Here is a 17,875-nt window from a genome sequence, read left to right as displayed (position 1 = left end):
AACACGTTTGCCGAACTCGGCCGACGCATCCCGACTGCGAACGCGCCTGCCACGCTTCACCCCGACTGCCCCGACGAGTGATGTGCGCTCACACTGTATCGACGCGAGCCGGGACGAGGTGGGAAAACCGTTCGATCCGGCACAACACGCACGAGACCCCCGACCTGACGGTCGGGGGTCTCGTCGGCTGTCGACTCGGGTCGCCGATCAGGACCCGAAGCCCGAACGCCCCACGCCACTCAGGGAACCGGAGAGGTTCCCGAGCGAGCCCAGGCTGCCGGTGCCGCCACCGTCACCGCCGTTGTCGACCGGGGACACCTGGACGGACTGCACCGGCGAGGCCGACGCCTTGGCACCCTGGCCACCCGAGTAGCGCGCGGTGATCGCGTGCGCGCCGTCGGTAGCGAAGGTGTGCTGAGCCGTCGCGACACCGTCGACGAGGTCGACGTTGCCGCTGATCGGGACGTCACCGTCGAAGAACTGCACCGTGCCAGGCAGATTCGTGCCGCCCGACACCTCCGCCGACAGCGTCACCGGCTGTCCCACGGTGGCCGTCGACGGCACGGTCACGGCCGTCGTCGTGACGATGTCCGCCGGGGTCGGGACGGACACCTGGACCGTCCGCGACGTGGCCGACGAGTTCGTGAAGCCCGCCGCGCCGGCGAACGAGGCGCCGACGCTGTGTACACCCGCAGCGGAGAACGTGTACGGCAGCGTGGCAATACCGTTCGAGACGGTGACGCCTCCCCCGATGTTGTTGCCGTCGACCGTGAACTGCACGGTGCCGGCCGCGTTGGCGGGCGTCACCGCCGCGGTGAAGGTGATCGCGGACCCGCTCTGTGCGTCCGACGGCGCCGACAGCGTCAGCGACGTCTGGACCACCGGTGCGCTGACGGTCACCGTCTGCGCCGACGACGTCGAGCTCTTGAAGCCGGTGCTTCCGGTGAAGACCGCGGTGATGCTGTGGCCGCCCGCTGTCGTGAACGAGGTCTGCGCGGTCGCCGTACCGTTCACTACGGCCACCGGTCCACCCATGTTGGTGGCGCCGTCCTTGAACTGCACCGAGCCGGCGGCGTTGGACGGATCCAGATTCGCCGTCAACGTGATCTGCTGGCCGGTCTCCGCGGTCGGCGGGACGGTGAGCGTGGTGGTGGTCGTGACGTCGACGACCACCGGATCGGTCACCATGATCGACTTGGCCGTCGCCGTCGAACCCAGGAAGCCCGCGCCGGCGGTGAACACGGCACCGATGCTGTGGTTACCGGACGTCGCGAACGAGTGCTGCACGGAAGCGGTTCCGTTCGTGACTGTGGCCGGCCCGCCGATCGGTGTCTGGCCGTCCAGGAACTGGACGCTGCCGGACGCGTTGGCGGGGGTGACGGTGGCGGTGAGTGTGGTCGCCGTGCCCTTGACCGTGGTTGCAGGCACGGTGAGCGTCGTGGTGGTCGGGGCGTCCGGGACCACCGGGGTGGTCACGGTGACGGATTGCGCCGCCGCCGAGGAGTTCGAGAAGCCCGCGTTGCCGGCGAAAGCTGCTGTGACGCTGTGGTTTCCGGCCGTCGCGAAAGAGTACTGCAAGGCGGCGACACCATTGGCCACGGCAACCGCGGAGCCGATGTTCGTCCCGTTGTCCTTGAACTGCACCGTGCCGGAAGCGTTGGTCGGATCGAGGTTCGCCGTAAGGGTGACCTGTTGATTCGTCTCCGCGGTCGGCGGGACGGTCAGCGTGGTCGTGGTCGCCTGGTCCGGGACGCTCACGGTCACCGGCTGCGCGGCAGCGCTCGAGGCCGTGAAGCCGGGCGCACCGGAGAACACGGCCGTGATGCTGTGCTGGCCCGCGGACGAGAAGGTGTGTGGCAGTTGCGCGGTGCCGTTCGAGATCGCGACCGGTGCGCCGATCTCCGCCCCGTTGTCCTTGAACTGGACCGTGCCGCTGCCCGGGTTCGGCGCGACGTCGGCCGACAGGGTCACCTCGGTGCCGGTCCGTGCAGTCTGCGGGACGGTCAGCGTGGTCGTGGTCGCCAGGTCGGGGACGCTGACCGTGATCGTCTGCGCGGGGGCCGACGAGCTGACGAAGCCGGCGCCGCTGAACTCCGCGGTGATGCTGTGGCTACCGGCCGTGGCGAACGTGTGTTGCAACGTCGCCGTCCCGTTCGACACCGACTGCGGCGAACCGATGTTCGCGCCGTTGTCCTTGAACTGCACGGTGCCCACGGCATTCGACGGTGTCACCGTGGCCGACAACGTCGCCGCGGTACCTGTCAGAGCTGTCGACGGCGCCGACACCGTCATCGACGTCGGAACGACCACCGAAACCGATTGCGGCGCCGAATCCGACGGATTCGCCTTCGCGGTGCCCAAGTACCTGGCCTGCAGCGAGTGCGAACCCTGCGTTGTGGACGTCCACGTGAACGTCGCGACACCGGAAGCACTCAGGGTTCCGGTTCCCACCTTGGTCGTGCCGTCGTAGAAGTCGACCGCATCACCCTGCGCACCACCGGTCACCGTCGCGGTGAGGGTGACCGACTGACCCGCAGTGACCGGACCCGCCACCGCTGCCAGTGTCGTGGTCGTCGTGTTCTTGGCGACCGTGACCGTCGGGCCCTTGTCCACATACGTACCGCTGCCGAGGGTTCCGCTGTAGTGCATCGTCGTCGTCAACGGCACACCACGCACGCAATCCGCTCCCACCCGATACTGGAAGTCAAAGGTCTGCGACTTCGGATCGATGTTCGGGTACACCGGCCACGAACCCGTGACGCGCGCGTAGTCAGCAGCGATCTCCGGAGTCGCCCGGGCACCACCCACGTAGGTCAGGCATGGCGGATGCAGATCCTTGACGGCCTGCAGCCACTCCACCACGCCGCCGGTGCGCTCGAACTTCGTCGACACCGTGACGATGTCACCTTCGTTCGGCGTCGTGTTACTCACCGTCCGGGTGAACTTGCTGTTGCCGTCGCTCCACGTCACCGATCCCGGTGCCGCACCAGCCGGACTCGCGCCCAGCGTCACCACGAACCCCGCGGCAACTGCGGCTGCGGCACCCGCCGCCACGATTGTCCGCGTTCTCGATCGGGCCATATCGCTTTCCCCTTCTCCAGAGCACTCTGCGGCCCATCGGATTCAAAGATTCCCGACCGTTCGAGTGATCGACTCGGATGACACCTTCCACGCCGGCCCGACCCCGAGCGCGGGAGTTTCGAACTGAATGAACGACTGCGGTTCAGGAACCGAACCCGCTCAGCGAGCCGAGTGGACCCGCGCCTCCCTCGTTGCCACCCCCTGCGGCGGCAACCTGGACGGTTCGCGGCGCCGAAGTCGACGCCTGGGATCCCGCGCCACCGGAGTAGACCGCAGTGATCTCGTGCGGGCCTGCCGACGTGAAGGTGTGCGGAAGTGTCGCCACACCGTTCTGCAGCGCCACACCGGAACCGAGAGGGATTGCCCCGTCGTAGAACTGGACCGTGCCGGTCAGTGATCCGTTGCCCGTGACCCGCGCCGACAGGGTCGCCTGCTGCCCGACCGTGGCGTTGCCCGGAACCGTCAGTGCCGTCGACGTCACCACGTCACCCGGCGCCGGGTCGGACACCTGGACCGACTGCGGCGACGAAGTGGAACCGACGAAGCCCGTACCGGCGGTGAAGACGGCGGTGATCGAATGCACCCCGGAGGCCTGGAAGGTGTGTTGGATAGCGGCGACACCGTTCGCCACGTCGACCGGCGAGCCGATCGGATCGTCGCCGTCCTTGAACTGCACCTTTCCGGAAGCATCGGCCGGGGTGAGATTCGCGGTCAGAGCCACCGCCACCCCGGTCTGGGCGGTCGTCGGGGCCGTCAACGCCGTGGTGGTCTGGACATCGGGAACCTGTGGGTCGGTCGCGATCACCGGTTTCGCTGTCGCCGTCGATCCGAGGAAGCCCGGTTCACCGGTGAAGACGGCGGAGATGGAGTGATTTCCGGGGTTGGTGAAGGTGTGACTGAGCTGCGCCTTCCCGTTCGACACGGTGACCAACGAGCCGATGTCGGCGTTGCCGTCCTTGAACTGCACCTTTCCGGAGGCATCGACCGGGGTGAGATTGGCGGTCAACGTCACCGCCGTCCCGGTTTCGGCGGTGGGAGGCACCTGCATCGCGATCGTCGTCTGCACGGCGGGAGCACTGACGGCCACGGGCTGGGGCGCCGACGTCGTCTCCGCGAAGCCGGAACCGGAAGTGAAGGTCGCCGTGATGTTGCGGTTGCCTGCCGTCGTGAAGGCGTACTGCATCGTCGCCGCGCCGTTCGACACCGGCACCGGCGACCCGACGTTCGTCCCGTTGTCCTTGAACTGCACGGTGCCCACCGCATTCGACGGTGTCACCGTCGCCGACAACGTCACCGCGGTACCTGTCAGAGCTGTCGACGGCGCCGACACCGTCATCGACGTCGGAACGACAACCGAAACCGATTGCGGCGCCGAATCCGACGGGTTCGCCTTCGCGGTGCCCAGGTACTTCGCCTGCAATGGGTGCGTTCCCGCTGTGGTGGGTGTCCACGCGAGCGTCGCGACACCGGAAGCACTCAGGGTTCCGGTTCCCACCTTGGTCGTGCCGTCGTAGAAGTCGACCGCATCACCCTGCGCACCACCGGTCACCGTCGCGGTGAGGGTGACCGACTGGCCCGCCGTCACCGGAGCCGATACGGGCGCCAGTGTCGTCGTGGTGGCGTTCTTGGCGACGGTGATCGCCGGTCCCTTGTCCGCATACGTGCCGCTGCCGAGTGAACCGCTGTAATGCATCGTCGTCGTCAACGGCACATTACGGGCACAATCGGCACCTACCCGGTACGAGAATTCGAATGTCTGCGACTTCGGATCGATGTTCGGATACACCGGCCAATTGCCGGTCACCCGAACATAATCGGAAGCGATTTCCGGGCCCGACCGATTGCTGCTGACATAGGTCAGACACGGTGGGTGAAGGTCCTTCACCGCCTGGATCCACTCCACCGGAATCCCCGTGCGCTCGAACTTCGTCGACACCGTGACGATGTCGCCCTCGTTCGGCGTCGTGTTGCTCACCGTCCGAGTGAACTTGCTGTTCCCGTCCTCCCACGTCACCGAACCCGACGCCGCGCCGGCCGAGCCCGTCCCCAGCGCCACCACGAACCCGGCGGCGACTGCGGCCGTCGCGCCTGCCGCCATCCAGCGAACTCTTCTGTCAGACATAGGTTCCCTCCGACGGCGGGCGTGGCCGGCCGTTCTGCGATCGACTGGTGGACCCCTCGTCCGGCCGCGAGGTCAGTGACGGGCCGGACGAGGGTCGAGACTTCGAAGAGGACTAGCCGCCGAGGGACGCGAGGCTTCCGGTGCCCCCGCCCGTACCACCGTCACCACCGCCGGTGGAGGCGGGTGCGACGCTGACGGAAAGGGCATCGGACGACGCATTGACGTTGCCGGCCCCCGAGTACTCGGCGCGGATCACACGCTGCCCCTCGACCGCAGGAGTCCAGCTGACCGTGGCGACGCCACTGCCGTCGACCGTCGCCGCTCCGACGACAGTGTCGCCGTCCTTGAACGTCACGGTTCCGCCGGCGTTGCCCGGGGTCACCTGTGCGGAGATGCTTTGCGGCGAACCGACCTTCGCTCCGACGACGTTCGCGATCGCCGTGGCCGACTCGATGTTGCCGACGGGTTTGGCCGCCACCGTGACGGTCGCGGTGCCGGTCGACCCGGCCACGCCGTCGCGACCGGAGAAGACCGCGACGAGCGTACGGCTGCCCTCGCTCGTCGGCGTCCACTGGTACGTGGCCTTGCCGGCGCCGTCGACGGGAACTTGGGCCAGCACCTCGGAGCCGTCCTTGAACACGACGGTTCCGCCGGCGCCTGCAGGCGACACGGTGGCCTCGAGAGTGGAAGCACGCCCCACCTGGGCACCTGCGACCGCGCCGATCGTGGTGCTCGACACCGTGTCGACCTGAGCGACGTCGATGGTCTGCTGGCCGGACTGAGAAGCGTTGGCCCGCGTGGTTCCCGGGAACTTCGCCATGAGGGTGTGCGCGCCACGGGTCCCCGGCGTCCACGCGTACGTCGCGGTGCCGTTGGCGTCGAGAGTGCCGGATCCGATCTTGGCGCCGCCGTCGAAGAACTCGACCGTGTCGCCCTGGGCGCCGCCTGTCACCGTCGCCACCAGGTTCGTGACCTGACCGACCTGTGCGCTCGTGGCCTCAGCCAGGATCGTCGACGTCACGTTCTTACCTACGGTGATCGACGGCCCCTTGTTCGAGTAGGTGCCGCTCCCCAGGCTCCCCGAGTAATGCATCGTTGTCGAAAGCGCCGTACCTCGAGCGCAATCCGCGCCGACGCGGTAAGAGAACTCGAACGTGTGGGACTTCGGATTGATGTTCGGGTACACCGGCCAATCGATCGACGATCCCTCGATCCGCGCGAAGTCGGCCCCCTTGCTCTGGAGGCCGCGCGGCGACCCGTCCACCTTGGCCGATCCCTCGACGTAGGTGAGGCAGGTGGGATGCACATCCTTGACCGCGTAGATGTACTCGACGGGAATCCCGGTCCGCTCGAATTTCGTCGACACCGTGATGATGTCGCCCTCGTTCGGAGTGGTGTTGCTGACCGTCCGCGTGTACTTGCTGCTGCCGTCGGTCCACGTCACCGAACCCGGCGCCGCACCTGCGATCCCCACACCGGCTGTGACCGCAAATCCGGCTGCCACCGCGAATGCGCTGAGTCCCCCGACGACCCGACGGATATTCCTGTCAGACATGCAATTCCTCTCGACGCCGACCTTCGATGAATGCCGATCCGAAAGATGTCGCCGATGGCGTCGTGTATCGGGCCATGTTCCGACTCCCTCCAGAGCACGGTCCCGCGGTTCCGGCCCACCTGCCCACCGGTTGCACGGGTCTACGCACAGGTGGCGGCCCGACTCCATCACCTGGTCGTTTCGCCTCGACGGCGTGCATCGAGCGAAACGCGACTCACTGTATCGGACGTGCGTCCAAGTCGGATCGAAAATGGCGCAAACGTAAATCGAGGCCCTCACGCGGGACGTGAGGGCCTCGATTCGACTGCCGATCAGGAACCGAACATCGCACTTCCGTTACCCAGGCTGCCGGCCGGACCCGGGACTGTCGGGGCATCGGCAACCTGGATGGTCTGGGCAAGGGACGCCGACCCGTCGACTCCCACGCCACCGGTGTAGGCAGCGCTGATTTCGTGCGCACCCGCGCTGTCGAAGACGTAGTCGAGCGCGACGACACCGTTCGCGACGGGCAACCGCGGTCCGATCGGTGAGCCACGGTCGTAGAACTGCACCGTGCCGGGCAGGGTGAGTGCAGTCGACGAGACCTGCGCAGACAGGCGCACCGCCACGCCGACCGTCGCGGATTGGGGCGCCGTCATGATCGTGTTGGACTCCACGTCGTCCTGCCCACGAACAGATACGTCCACGATGCGTCCGGCCGAGGTCGAGTTGGAGAATCCCCCACTGCCGGCGAACGTCGCGGTGATCGGCTTGGACCCCGCAGTCGCGAAGGTGTGCGAAGTCGAGGCGATTCCGTTGACCACCGGAATCGGCGCCCCGATGTTCGCAGTTCCGTCCTTGAACTGCACGGTGCCAGTCGCGTTCACCGGTGAGATCGAGGCCGAAAGCTGGATCGACTCACCCGTCTTCGCACTCGGCGGCACCGTCACCGTGGTGCTGGTAGCCGTAGACGCCTGCTGGACGGACAGGCTCAGCTCACCGAGTGGGTTCCAACGCTGCGTCGTCTGGAAGGAGTAGATGTCGAATTCCATACCGGTGCTTCGCGGTCCGGGCTGGGCGCTGGCCGCGACCTTGTAGGTGAACGTCAGCGTTGCGTTCTTGTTCAGAAGGCCCAGCCGGCACCACGCGGCGACACAGTTGCCCGAACCTTTCCAGTCGAGCCGCACGGCGCCCGAAACCGGATCCTGTGACGCGGTGCCGTCGAACGGCCCGGACTTGTTGCGGCCGCCCGATACACCGTCACCGCGCCACACGTCGGCGTTGACGCTCTGGAGTATGTAGTTCGTCGGCGGAAGATCGGTGAAGGTCTGCATGTAGCGGTCGACTCCGCTGGCACTCAACGTCACAGTCGACACCACGGTGTCTCCGGGAAAAGGGTTTGCGTTGTCGACGGTTTTGGTGGCGCTGATATTCGACGTAGTCACCGTCTGGGACACCGGCGCCGCGGACGCGACGCCGCTGCCGAGAACGGCCTGCCCGACTCCGAGCGCGGCGACAGCCATTGCGCCCACGAGTACCTTCGACACAGCTCGCCGCATGACCGATCGGGCCATTCCGACTCCTTCCAGAGCGTTCGTGTACCGATGGACGTCCCACCGACACAGCGCAGTACGCATGCTTGTGCGTTCCTGTCGGCATCCGGCCCGACTCCGGTTGTCCGACAGGGCCCGGCGTCCCACGATCACGGCGCACCGAGCCTTTCGGACCTTATAGAACAAACGTCCAACTTCGGACGGTTTTCGCTACAGCGGATCCGGGGCGGCCGCTTGCGCGCCCGCCCCGACCCGTCAGGAACCGAAGGGCAGTCCGCTGAGGCTTCCGGTTCGCGTGCCACCACCCGGCGTCGAGTCGACGCTTGCGACCTGGACGGTCCGAGCCTCGGAGGTGGATCCACTCAATCCTTCCGCTCCCGAGTAGACCGCGGTGATCGGGTGCGCACCGGGTGTGACGAACGAGTGCTGCAGCGTCGCAGCACCGTCGACCAGTTCCACAGCCTCACCGATAGGGGTGGCGCCGTCGAAGAACTGGATCGTCCCGCGAACCGGACCCGACGACACCACCGATACCCACAACGTCACCTCGGTGCCACTGGTCGCCAAGGCCGGCACAGTCAGCGCCGTCGCGGTCTCGACGTCGGTCGGGGCCGCAACCGTCACGTTCACGTTCCGGGTCGCTGCCACCGAGCCGTCCAACGCAGGGACTCCCGAGAAGACCGCAGAGACGGAGTGCGTTCCCGCCACTGTGAAGGTGTGCGGAAGCCGCGCGACACCCGAGCTCACCGCGACCGGGTCGCCGATATCCTGCCCGCCGTCGCGGAACTGGACGGTACCGCCGTCGACCGCAGCTCCGGAGAAGTCGCGCACGGTCACCCAGAGGTCGGTGGTTGCGCCGGTCTTGGCCTCACCGGGGACGCTCAGCAGAGTCACCGTGCTACGCGGCGTCACCACCGGATCGGTGACGGACACGGACCGGACCGATGAAGTCGAAGGTTCGAATCCTGCTGCACCAGAGTATGTCGCGGTGATGGAGTGACTGCCGACGGATGAGAACGTGTGCTCGAGTGTGGCTGTTCCGTTGACGACCTCGACCGCTCCGCCGATCGCGGCGACGCCGTCCTTGAACTGGACTGTTCCACCGTTCGGCGCCGGGGTGACCGACGCGGAGAGCATCACCGGCGCTCCGGTCTGCGCCGTCACGGACGCGTCGACCGTGGTGACCGTGGCCAGGTCCGGAACCGAGACGGTCACCGTCTGCGCAGGTGCCGTGGACGAGACGAAGCCCGGACCCGTGAACACCGCCGAGATCGAGTGCGCACCTGCCGTCGTGAACGTGTGCGGGAACATGGCCACACCATTCGAGACGGCAACAGGCGCACCGAGGTTCGTGTTCCCGTCCCTGAACTGCACCGTGCCCGACGCCGAGCTCGGGTCGACGGTGGCGGACAGCGTCACCGGTGTTCCGGTGAGCGCGGACTGGGGCGCCTGCAGCGTCAGCGACGTGACCACGTCGGCCTCCGCCACCTGGACCGACTGCACCGCGGAATCCGATCCGTTGGCGAACGCCGTGGCCGCGAACCGCGCCTGCACCGACCGCGTACCCGCCGTCGTGGGTGTCCACGAGGACGTGGCCGCACCTGATGCGTTCAGTCGACCCGTGCCGATCTTCGTCGAGCCGTCGTAGAAGTCGACCGGATCGTCCTGCTTGCCGCCGGTCACCGTCGCGCTGAGCGTCACCGGTTTGCCGACCTGTGCAGCCGGCACCGCCGCCAACGAAGTCGACGACACGTTCTTGCCGACCGTGAGAGCCGGTCCCTTGTCGGAATAGGTGCCGCTCCCGAGACTGCTCGTGTAGTGCATCGTCGTCGGCAACGCCACGCCTCGCGCACAGTCCGCGCCGACCCGGTACGAGAACTCGAATGTGTGTGGCTTTCCACCGATCAGAGCGCCCACCGGCCACTCCGTCACAGTTCCCTTGACGCGCGCGAAGTCGGCGCCTTGGCTCTCCAAGGCCCGTGTGGAGCCGTTGACCTTCGCGGAACCGTCCACATACGTCAGACACGTCGGATGGACGTCCTTGACCGTGTAGATGTACTCGCCAGGAATGGCGGTTCGCTCGAACTTCGTCGACACAGTGACGACGTCGCCCTCATTCGGGGTGGTGTCGCTGACGGTTCGAGTGAACTTGCTGCTTCCGTCCTGCCACATCGTCGAATCCGCAGCGGCACCGGCCAATCCTGCGCCGGCTCCGACGAGACCCACTGTCAACGCGGCCACCCCCGCAGCGGCGGCCAATCTCCGCCCCGTCCTGCTCGTCATGCTGATCGTCCGTTCTTCTCTCGCCATGTCGGCGTTTCGCTGTCGCATGGTCGTTCCCGCCCTCACGAACCGAAGGAGAGGCTGCCGGTGCCGGCGCCCGTCGGTCCGCCGGGTTCAGCGATCACGAGCACTCCCGCGATCGAGGAAGATTCGATGAATCCCTCTGCACCGCTGTACTTCGCGACGATCGTGTGCGACCCCGTTCCACTGAAGGAATGCGTAAGACTCGCCCGCCCGTCGACGAGATCGACTGCCTCGCCGATCGGCTTGTCGCCGTCGAAGAACTGCAGGGTGCCGTGCGGGGTCCGTGGGGCGACCACGCGCGCCGAGAGGCTGACCGGCGTTCCCGGAACTGCACCACCGGGCAGCACCAACTCGGTGGCCGTCGCGAGGTCCGTGACCGAAGCGAGCGCCACGTTGACGTCCTGGGCGTCGGAGTTCGACGCCGTATAGGCGCCCGTTCCGTAGAACGTGGCCGTTATCGAGTGCGCACCGGTCGCATCGAAAACGTGTGTCAGCTTGGCGAAACCGTCGATCACGGCTACCGGGTTGCCGATCGCCGAGGCGCCGTCGCGGAACTGCACGGTTCCACCGGCCGGCACCGGCACACCGTCGACCGAGTCGAACACACTCGCCCACAGGTCGACCGGCCGGCCGGACTTCGCCTCACCGGGCACGTTCAACAGGGTGGCGGTACCGATGTTCGACGCGGTGACGGCTACGGTCACCGGCGCAGCCGAGGAACCGAGCGTCCCCAATCCACCGCTGAAGACCGCGCTGATCACGTGCGAGCCACCCCGGGTGAAGGTATGGGACAGGCTTGCGACTCCGCCCGAAACGAGCACCGGAGAACCGAGATTCGTCGCTCCGTCCCGGAACTGAACGGCACCGTCGACCGGCGTCGGAGACACCGTGGCCGAGAGGGTGACCGGGCTTCCGACCTCTGCGGCGCCGGGGGCCGTCAACGTGGTGACGGTGGCAACGGCGTCGGGCATGGGCTCGGACACGGTCACCGTCCGCGCACTCGAGGTGGACGGCCCGAAACCCGCGCCGCCCGAGTAGACCGCGGTGACGCTGTGGGCGCCAGTTGTCGTGAAGGCGTGCGGGAGCGTCGCGACTCCGCCGGTGACGGGAACCGGTGCACCGATCTCGGAAGCACCGTCCTTGAACTGCACCGTGCCGCTGGCGCCGACGGGGGTCACGGCGGCGACCAGGTCCACTGCGAGATCCGTCGTGGCGGTCGGCGGTACGGTGACCGTCGTCGACGTGGCCACGACCGGCGGCGTCACCGTCACAGTCCGTGCCTCCGACGTGGACGACGCGAATCCCGCCCCTCCCGAGTACACCGCCGTGATGCTGTGGGCGCCGAGCGATCCGAACGCATACGACAGGCTTGCGGACCCGTCGATCACGGGGACCGGAGCACCGATGTTCGCGCCACCGTCCCTGAACTGCACCGTGCCCGACGCCCCTGCGGGCGCCACGGTCGCGGCGAGTTGCACGGCAGTGCCGGTCGCCGCAGAGTCGGGCACGCTCAGCGTCGTCGAGGTGACGGTGTCCGGTACTGCGATCCGGACGGTCGCCAGCGGGCCCGCGCCGGCATTGAGGGCGGCGCTCTCGGAGTTGCGCGGACTGCAGCGCGTGGGCGCCCACTGCACGCCCAGGAATGAGGCTTTCGCGAGCTGCGTGCTGAAGTTCTTGTCGTTGTTGAAGTTGCCCGCCGCTCCACTCGTTCGGATCCTCGGCTGGATGACACCGGACTCGCCGGCCACCATCGTCACGTCGATCGCCGGCAGCCGGAACCAGGAATCACCGCTCCCGTTGTTGCTACCGTCGATGTTCTTCTTCAGCTTGGGCGCGACGATGCCGCCTTCGCTACTGGTGCTGGTGAACGCTCCGTTGCCGATCACCTCGTTGTTGCCCGAGATCCGGAGAATCGTGCCGCTGGCGTCGGCGGTTCCGTTGTCGTTGACGCGGATGACGCTCGGCGCGACCCCACTCAGGTTCGCCGAGGAGCCCGGCACGATCACCGCGCTGACGAAGGTTGCGTTCGACGGGATCTCGAAGTCGTTCTTCAGCCTCGACAGGTTCGTCGTGCTCGCGCCCGAATCGGAGTCGGGGAACGACTGCGCGTTCGTCTGCATCCGGAACGTGAAGGTCTCCCCCGGGGCCACCGTGTCGGGAGCAGCGACGGTCACCGACGCGGCAGGGGTCTTGGTGACGTTGATCGTCGCGGACGCACGGCATGTCGTCGTGAAGTCGACCGTCGTCGTCGCGGCCGTGGCCGGTTGGGCAACCAAGAACGATCCGGCGATCAACGCGGACCCGGTGAACGCCACGGTGCAGCGCCTCCGTAACGAGGAACTCATCTGACTCCCTGAAACAACGGTTTGACCGGCGCTATGGATACAGCGCTCCGAGTGAGTCACCATAGACCGGAAAACTGCAACGCGTGTCAGTTTTGCCGGACAAATGTCCAGTTGAGTGTGACGCCCCCCCCAAACGAGGGGTGGCCCCTGCCTCCACGGCAGGGGCCACCCGTCGGTCAATGGATCAGAAGCCGAAGCGGAACCCGTTCGAGCTCCCCAGCGATCCGAAGTCCAGCGACCCACCACCACCGGTGCCGCCGCCGGCCTCGCTCACGTCGAACACCTGGACCGGTGACGTCGAACCGGCCACACCCGTGCCACCCGAGTACACGGCATGAACATGGTGCGGCCCGGTCGACGTGAATGTGTGCACGATTGTGGCGAGACCGTCCACCACAGCCACGGGCGAGCCGATCTCGACGCCACCGTCGAAGAACTGAACTGTCCCAGGCAACGTCTGCGCACCGGTCACCTGAGCCTCGAGGGTGAAGGCGGTTCCGACCGTGGTCGACTGAGCCGAGGACATCAAGATCGACGACACCACATCCGACGGATTCGGAGCCGACACCGCCACCGGATACTGCGTCGAGGTAGACGCGAGGAATCCGGCACCGGGCAGGTACTCGGCTGTGATCTGGTGTGTCCCGGCAGAGCCGAAGTTGTGAGTGACAGTGGCGGAGCCGTTTTCCAGAACCACGGGGGATCCGATCGGGTTGCCGTTGTCACGGAACTGCACCGAACCCGTCGGCACCGCCGAACCCGACTGCGCCTGCACCGTCACCGACAGCGTCGTCGGCGCACCCGTTATCGCCGATTCCGGAACTCCGACCAGCGTCGCCGTTGCAACATCGACCGGTGCCGGGTCGCTCACCACGACGGTGTGGGCCGCGGCGGTCGAACCAGCGAAACCTGTTGTGCCGGAATACACGGCCGCCACTGAGAAAGAACCGGCCGCACCGAAGGTGTACGGCATGCTCGCCTGACCGCTGCCGTCCAGGGAGACCGGAGCCCCCACATCGGTGCCGGCCACCGAGAACTGGACCGTGCCGCCGGTGGGAACCGGTGACACCGCCACCGACAGGGTCACCTGCTGGCCTGTCTCCGCAGTCGATGGAGCGGTCACCGTGATGGTGGTGTCCTCATCGGGAACAACCGGAACGGAAACCGTCACGTTCTGCGCCTGCGCAGACGAGCTCGTGAAGCCGGCGGCGCCGGTGAACTCGGCCGTGACCGCGAACGAGCCGGCAGCGTCGAACGTGTGCGGCAGAGTCGCCGCACCCGCGGTCACCGGAACCGGAGGCCCCACCGGAGAACCGTTCACCTTGAACTGCACAGAACCCTGAGCGGTCGCCGGTGTTACCTGAGCCGACAAGCTCACCGACTCACCGGTCGTGGCCGAACCCGGAACAGTCACCGCCAGCGACGTGGTCACATCGGGATCGGAGACCGTCACGCTCTGCTCCGCAGTCGAATCCGTGAACCCGGCGGCACCCGTGAACTCCGCGGTCACCGTGAACGAACCAGCAGCATTGAAGGTATGGGGTACGCTCGCTGCCCCGCCGGATACCGGAACCGCGGCGCCCACCGTAGAACCATTCACCTTGAACCGCACAGAACCCTGAGCGCTCACCGGCGTCACCTGAGCCGACAAGCTCACCGACTCACCAGTTGTCACAGAAGCCGGAACGGTCACCGCCAGCGACGTCGCGATATCCGGGTCAGCCACCGTCACCGACTGCGCGGCAGCCGAAGAATTCGTGAAACCCGCGCCCGCAACGAAATCAGCACCGACACTGTGCGCACCCGCCGACGTGAATGTGTGCGGAAGCGTCGCAACACCATTCACCACCGCAATCGGAGAACCGATCGGCGTACCGTTGTCCGTGAACTGAACAGTGCCGACCGCGTTCGACGGGTTCACCGTCGCCGACAGATCCACCGAGCTACCCGTCGTCGCCGACCCAGGCGCCGTGACCGACAACGAGGTCGTCACATTCGGATCCACAACCGTCACCGACTGCGCCGACGCACTCGAGTTCGTGAACCCGGCAGCACCCGTGAACTCCGCCGTCACCGCGAACGAACCAGCAGCATTGAACGTGTGTGGCAGGATCGCCGCACCCGCGGACACCGGAACCGGGGACCCGACAGGGTCACCGTCGACCTTGAACTGCACCGAGCCCTGGGCGTTGGTGGGTGTCAGATTCGCGACGAGGTTCAGCTCAGCGCCCGAGGTGGTCGTCGGCGGCACCTGAACCGTCAGCGACGTCGCGACATCCGGATCAGCCACCGTCACCGACTGCGCGGCAGCCGAAGAATTCGTGAAACCCGCGCCCGCAACGAAATCAGCACCGACACTGCGCGCACCCGCCGACGTGAACGTGTGTGACAGCGTCGCAACACCATTCACCACCGCAACCGGAGACCCGATCGGCGCACCGTTGTCCGTGAACTGAACAGTGCCGACCGCGTTCGACGGGTTCACCGTCGCCGACAGATCCACCGAGCTACCCGTCGTCGCCGACCCAGGCGCCGTGACCGACAACGAGGTCGTCACATTCGGATCCACAACCGTCACCGACTGCGCCGACGCACTCGAGTTCGTGAACCCGGCACCGCCCGTGAACTCCGCCGTCACCGCGAACGAACCAGCAGCATTGAACGTGTACGGCAGCACAGCCTCACCACCGGATACCGGAACCGCTGCGCCCGCCGGGCTCCCGTTCACCTTGAACTGCACCGAACCCTGAGCGCTCACCGGCGTCACCTGAGCCGACAAGCTCACCGACTCACCAGTTGTCACAGAAGCCGGAACGGTCACCGACAGCGACGTCTCCACATCCGGATCAGCCACCGTCACCGACTGCGCCGTAGCCGAAGAATTCGTGAAACCGGCGTCGGCAACGAAATCGGCGCCAACACTGTGCCCGCCCGCCAACGTGAATGTGTGTGACAGCGCCGCAACACCATTCACCACCGCAACCGGAGACCCGATCGGCGCACCGTTGTCCGTGAACTGGACCGAGCCGACCGCGTTCGACGGGTTCACCGTCGCCGACAGATCCACCGAGCTACCCGTCGTCGCCGACTCGGGAGCAGTGACCGACAACGACGTGGACACATCCGGATCGCTGACCACCACGTTCTGCGCCGACGCACTCGAGTTCGTGAACCCGGCACCGCCCGTGAACTCCGCCGTCACCGCGAACGAGCCGGCAGCATTGAACGTGTACGGCAGCACAGCCTCACCACCGGATACCGGAACCGCTGCGCCCGCCGGGCTCCCGTTCACCTTGAACTGCACCGACCCGACCGCAGTCGACGGGCTCACCGTCGCCGCCAGGTCCACCGACGCACCTGTCGTCGCGGAACCAGGAGCAGACACCGACAGCGAGGTCTCCACATCCGGATCGGCAACCGTCACGGTCTGCGCAGCGGCTGCGGAGGAAGCGAATCCGGGACCACCGCTGAACTCCGCGGTGATGCTGTGCGATCCGGCAGCACCGAACGTGTGCTGTACCGATGCCTGTCCTGCTGCGACGGCGACCGGTGATCCGATGGCCGTACCGTTGTCCTTGAACTGCACCGTCCCGGCGGCATTCACCGGCATCACCGACACCGAAAACGTCACCGGTGCGCCCGTCGTCGCGGAGGCCGGAACCTGCAGCGTCGTGGTTGTCGGGGCGTTCACCGTCACCGTCTGCGCCGGCGCCGACGAGTTCACGAACCCGGACCCTGCGAGGAAATCAGCGGTGATGCTGTGAGCGCCCGCGGTCGTGAACGCGTGTGGCAGCGTTGCCTGGCCGGCGGTGACCGTCACCGGCGCACCGACGGAGGCGCCGTTGTCCTTGAACTGCACCGTGCCCACCGCATTCGCCGGGGTCACCGATGCCGACAGTGTCACCGGCGTACCCGTCACGGCCGTACCCGGGACCGACACCGTCGTACCCGTCGTCACCGGGGCGTTCACCTGAACGTTCTGCGCGGCCGACTGCGACGAGTTCGCGATCGCCGTGCCCGCGAACTTCGCCGTGAGACTCCGCGCCCCCGCCGTGGTCGGCGTCCACGCATAGGTTGCCACGCCCGAGGCATTGATCGGGCCCTCCCCGAGCTTCGTCGCGCCGTCGTAGAACTCCACCGCGTTGCCCTGCGCGGCACCGGTCACCGTCGCGGTCAACGTCACCGACTGCCCCGTCAGTATCGGTGTCTGCACCGCCGCCAAGGTCGTAGTGGTGGTGTCCTTCGACACCGTGATCGTCGGGCCCTTGTCCGAGTAGGTGCCGCTGCCGAGGCTGCCCGAGTAGTGCATCGTCGTCATCAGCGGCGTCGAGCGAGCGCAACTCGCCGTCACCAGGTAGTTGAACGTGAAGGTCTGGATATTCGGCGAGATGTTGGGATACACCGGCCACGAGCCCGTTACGCGGGTGTAGTCCGCCGCGACCTCCGGACTGGAACGATTGCCGCTGACGTATGTCAGACACGGCGGGTGAATGTCCTTCACGGCCTGGATGTACTCCACGACGCCACCGGTGCGGTCGAAATCGGTGGTTATCGAGATCGTCTCGCCCACGGACGGCGTCGAGTTACTCACCGTCCGTTTGAATGCGCTGCTGCCGTCCGACCAGTTCACCGATGCGGCCGCCGCGCCTGCCGACCCGACACCCACCGTTGCCGCGAATCCCGCAGCCATTGCGAAAACGCTCACTCCGCCGACTATTCGGCGTAATCCCCTGCCAACCATGCACTTCCCTCTCGACGACGACGATCGGTCGTCAGCTCAACGGATCAGGTTTCGACCTGGGACACTGCGCCGATGAGTATCGAGTTCGGGGCGCGCTGCAGGGCCCACGCCACCCCCTGCAGCCAATCCGCAGCCCGACTCCGCGTCTGAAATGCGAGTCGAACTCTATCGGACGAACGTCCAAGTCGAGGA

At 66.8% G+C, this 17,875-nt stretch carries 8 protein-coding genes; 1 reads left to right on the top strand and 7 read right to left on the bottom strand.

Translation table 11 applies throughout. The features are described 5' to 3' along the window. Positions 1–207: 207 nt before the first annotated feature. From C7H75_RS00875 to C7H75_RS00850, 6 genes are all read right to left on the bottom strand, one after another. Complete coding sequence (locus C7H75_RS00875) at positions 208–3,081, bottom strand: Ig-like domain-containing protein (RefSeq protein WP_233281841.1); 2,874 nt, start codon at positions 3,079–3,081, stop codon at positions 208–210. Positions 3,082–3,223: 142 nt separating this feature from the next. After that, entirely contained in the window at positions 3,224–5,203 is a 1,980-nt protein-coding gene (locus tag C7H75_RS00870; protein WP_233281840.1) for an Ig-like domain-containing protein, read from the bottom strand. Positions 5,204–5,315: 112 nt separating this feature from the next. Beyond that, positions 5,316–6,758, bottom strand: coding sequence for an Ig-like domain-containing protein (locus C7H75_RS00865; RefSeq protein WP_106850829.1), 1,443 nt, complete (start codon positions 6,756–6,758; stop codon positions 5,316–5,318). Positions 6,759–7,069: 311 nt separating this feature from the next. Next, a complete protein-coding gene (locus C7H75_RS00860; RefSeq protein ID WP_106850828.1) occupies positions 7,070–8,311 on the bottom strand; it encodes an Ig-like domain repeat protein in 1,242 nt (413 codons plus the stop codon). Between the two features lie 234 nt (positions 8,312–8,545). Further along, positions 8,546–10,573, bottom strand: a complete 2,028-nt coding sequence (locus C7H75_RS00855; RefSeq protein ID WP_233281839.1) for an Ig-like domain-containing protein — start codon at positions 10,571–10,573, stop codon at positions 8,546–8,548. A gap of 62 nt (positions 10,574–10,635) precedes the next feature. Continuing rightward, on the bottom strand, positions 10,636–12,771 hold the full coding sequence (locus C7H75_RS00850) for an Ig-like domain-containing protein (RefSeq protein ID WP_159025960.1): 2,136 nt from the start codon (positions 12,769–12,771) through the stop codon (positions 10,636–10,638). 19 nt (positions 12,772–12,790) lie between these two features. On the opposite strand from C7H75_RS00850, the gene C7H75_RS25605 reads away from it, so the two are divergent. Continuing rightward, complete coding sequence (locus C7H75_RS25605; protein ID WP_159025959.1) at positions 12,791–12,946, top strand: hypothetical protein; 156 nt, start codon at positions 12,791–12,793, stop codon at positions 12,944–12,946. Between the two features lie 180 nt (positions 12,947–13,126). On the opposite strand, the gene C7H75_RS00845 is transcribed toward C7H75_RS25605, so the two are convergent. Further along, positions 13,127–17,647: a beta strand repeat-containing protein gene (locus C7H75_RS00845; protein WP_159025958.1), complete on the bottom strand. Its 4,521-nt coding sequence runs from the start codon at positions 17,645–17,647 to the stop codon at positions 13,127–13,129. Positions 17,648–17,875: the final 228 nt, after the last annotated feature.

It is taken from the genome of Rhodococcus (subgen. Prescottella) equi (assembly GCF_003013675.1).
GTDB classification, from domain to species: domain Bacteria; phylum Actinomycetota; class Actinomycetes; order Mycobacteriales; family Mycobacteriaceae; genus Prescottella; species Prescottella equi.
This window is presented reverse-complemented; position numbering and strand designations above follow the sequence as displayed.

Bases quoted from the DNA above. Each gene is read 5' to 3' on its own strand.
- C7H75_RS00865 (WP_106850829.1), bottom strand. From the start codon at position 6,758: ATGTCTGACAGGAATATCCGTCGGGTCGTCGGGGGACTCAGCGCATTC.
- C7H75_RS00875 (WP_233281841.1), bottom strand. From the start codon at position 3,081: ATGGCCCGATCGAGAACGCGGACAATCGTGGCGGCGGGTGCCGCAGCC.
- C7H75_RS00855 (WP_233281839.1), bottom strand. From the start codon at position 10,573: ATGACGAGCAGGACGGGGCGGAGATTGGCCGCCGCTGCGGGGGTGGCC.
- C7H75_RS00870 (WP_233281840.1), bottom strand. From the start codon at position 5,203: ATGTCTGACAGAAGAGTTCGCTGGATGGCGGCAGGCGCGACGGCCGCA.
- C7H75_RS00860 (WP_106850828.1), bottom strand. From the start codon at position 8,311: ATGGCCCGATCGGTCATGCGGCGAGCTGTGTCGAAGGTACTCGTGGGC.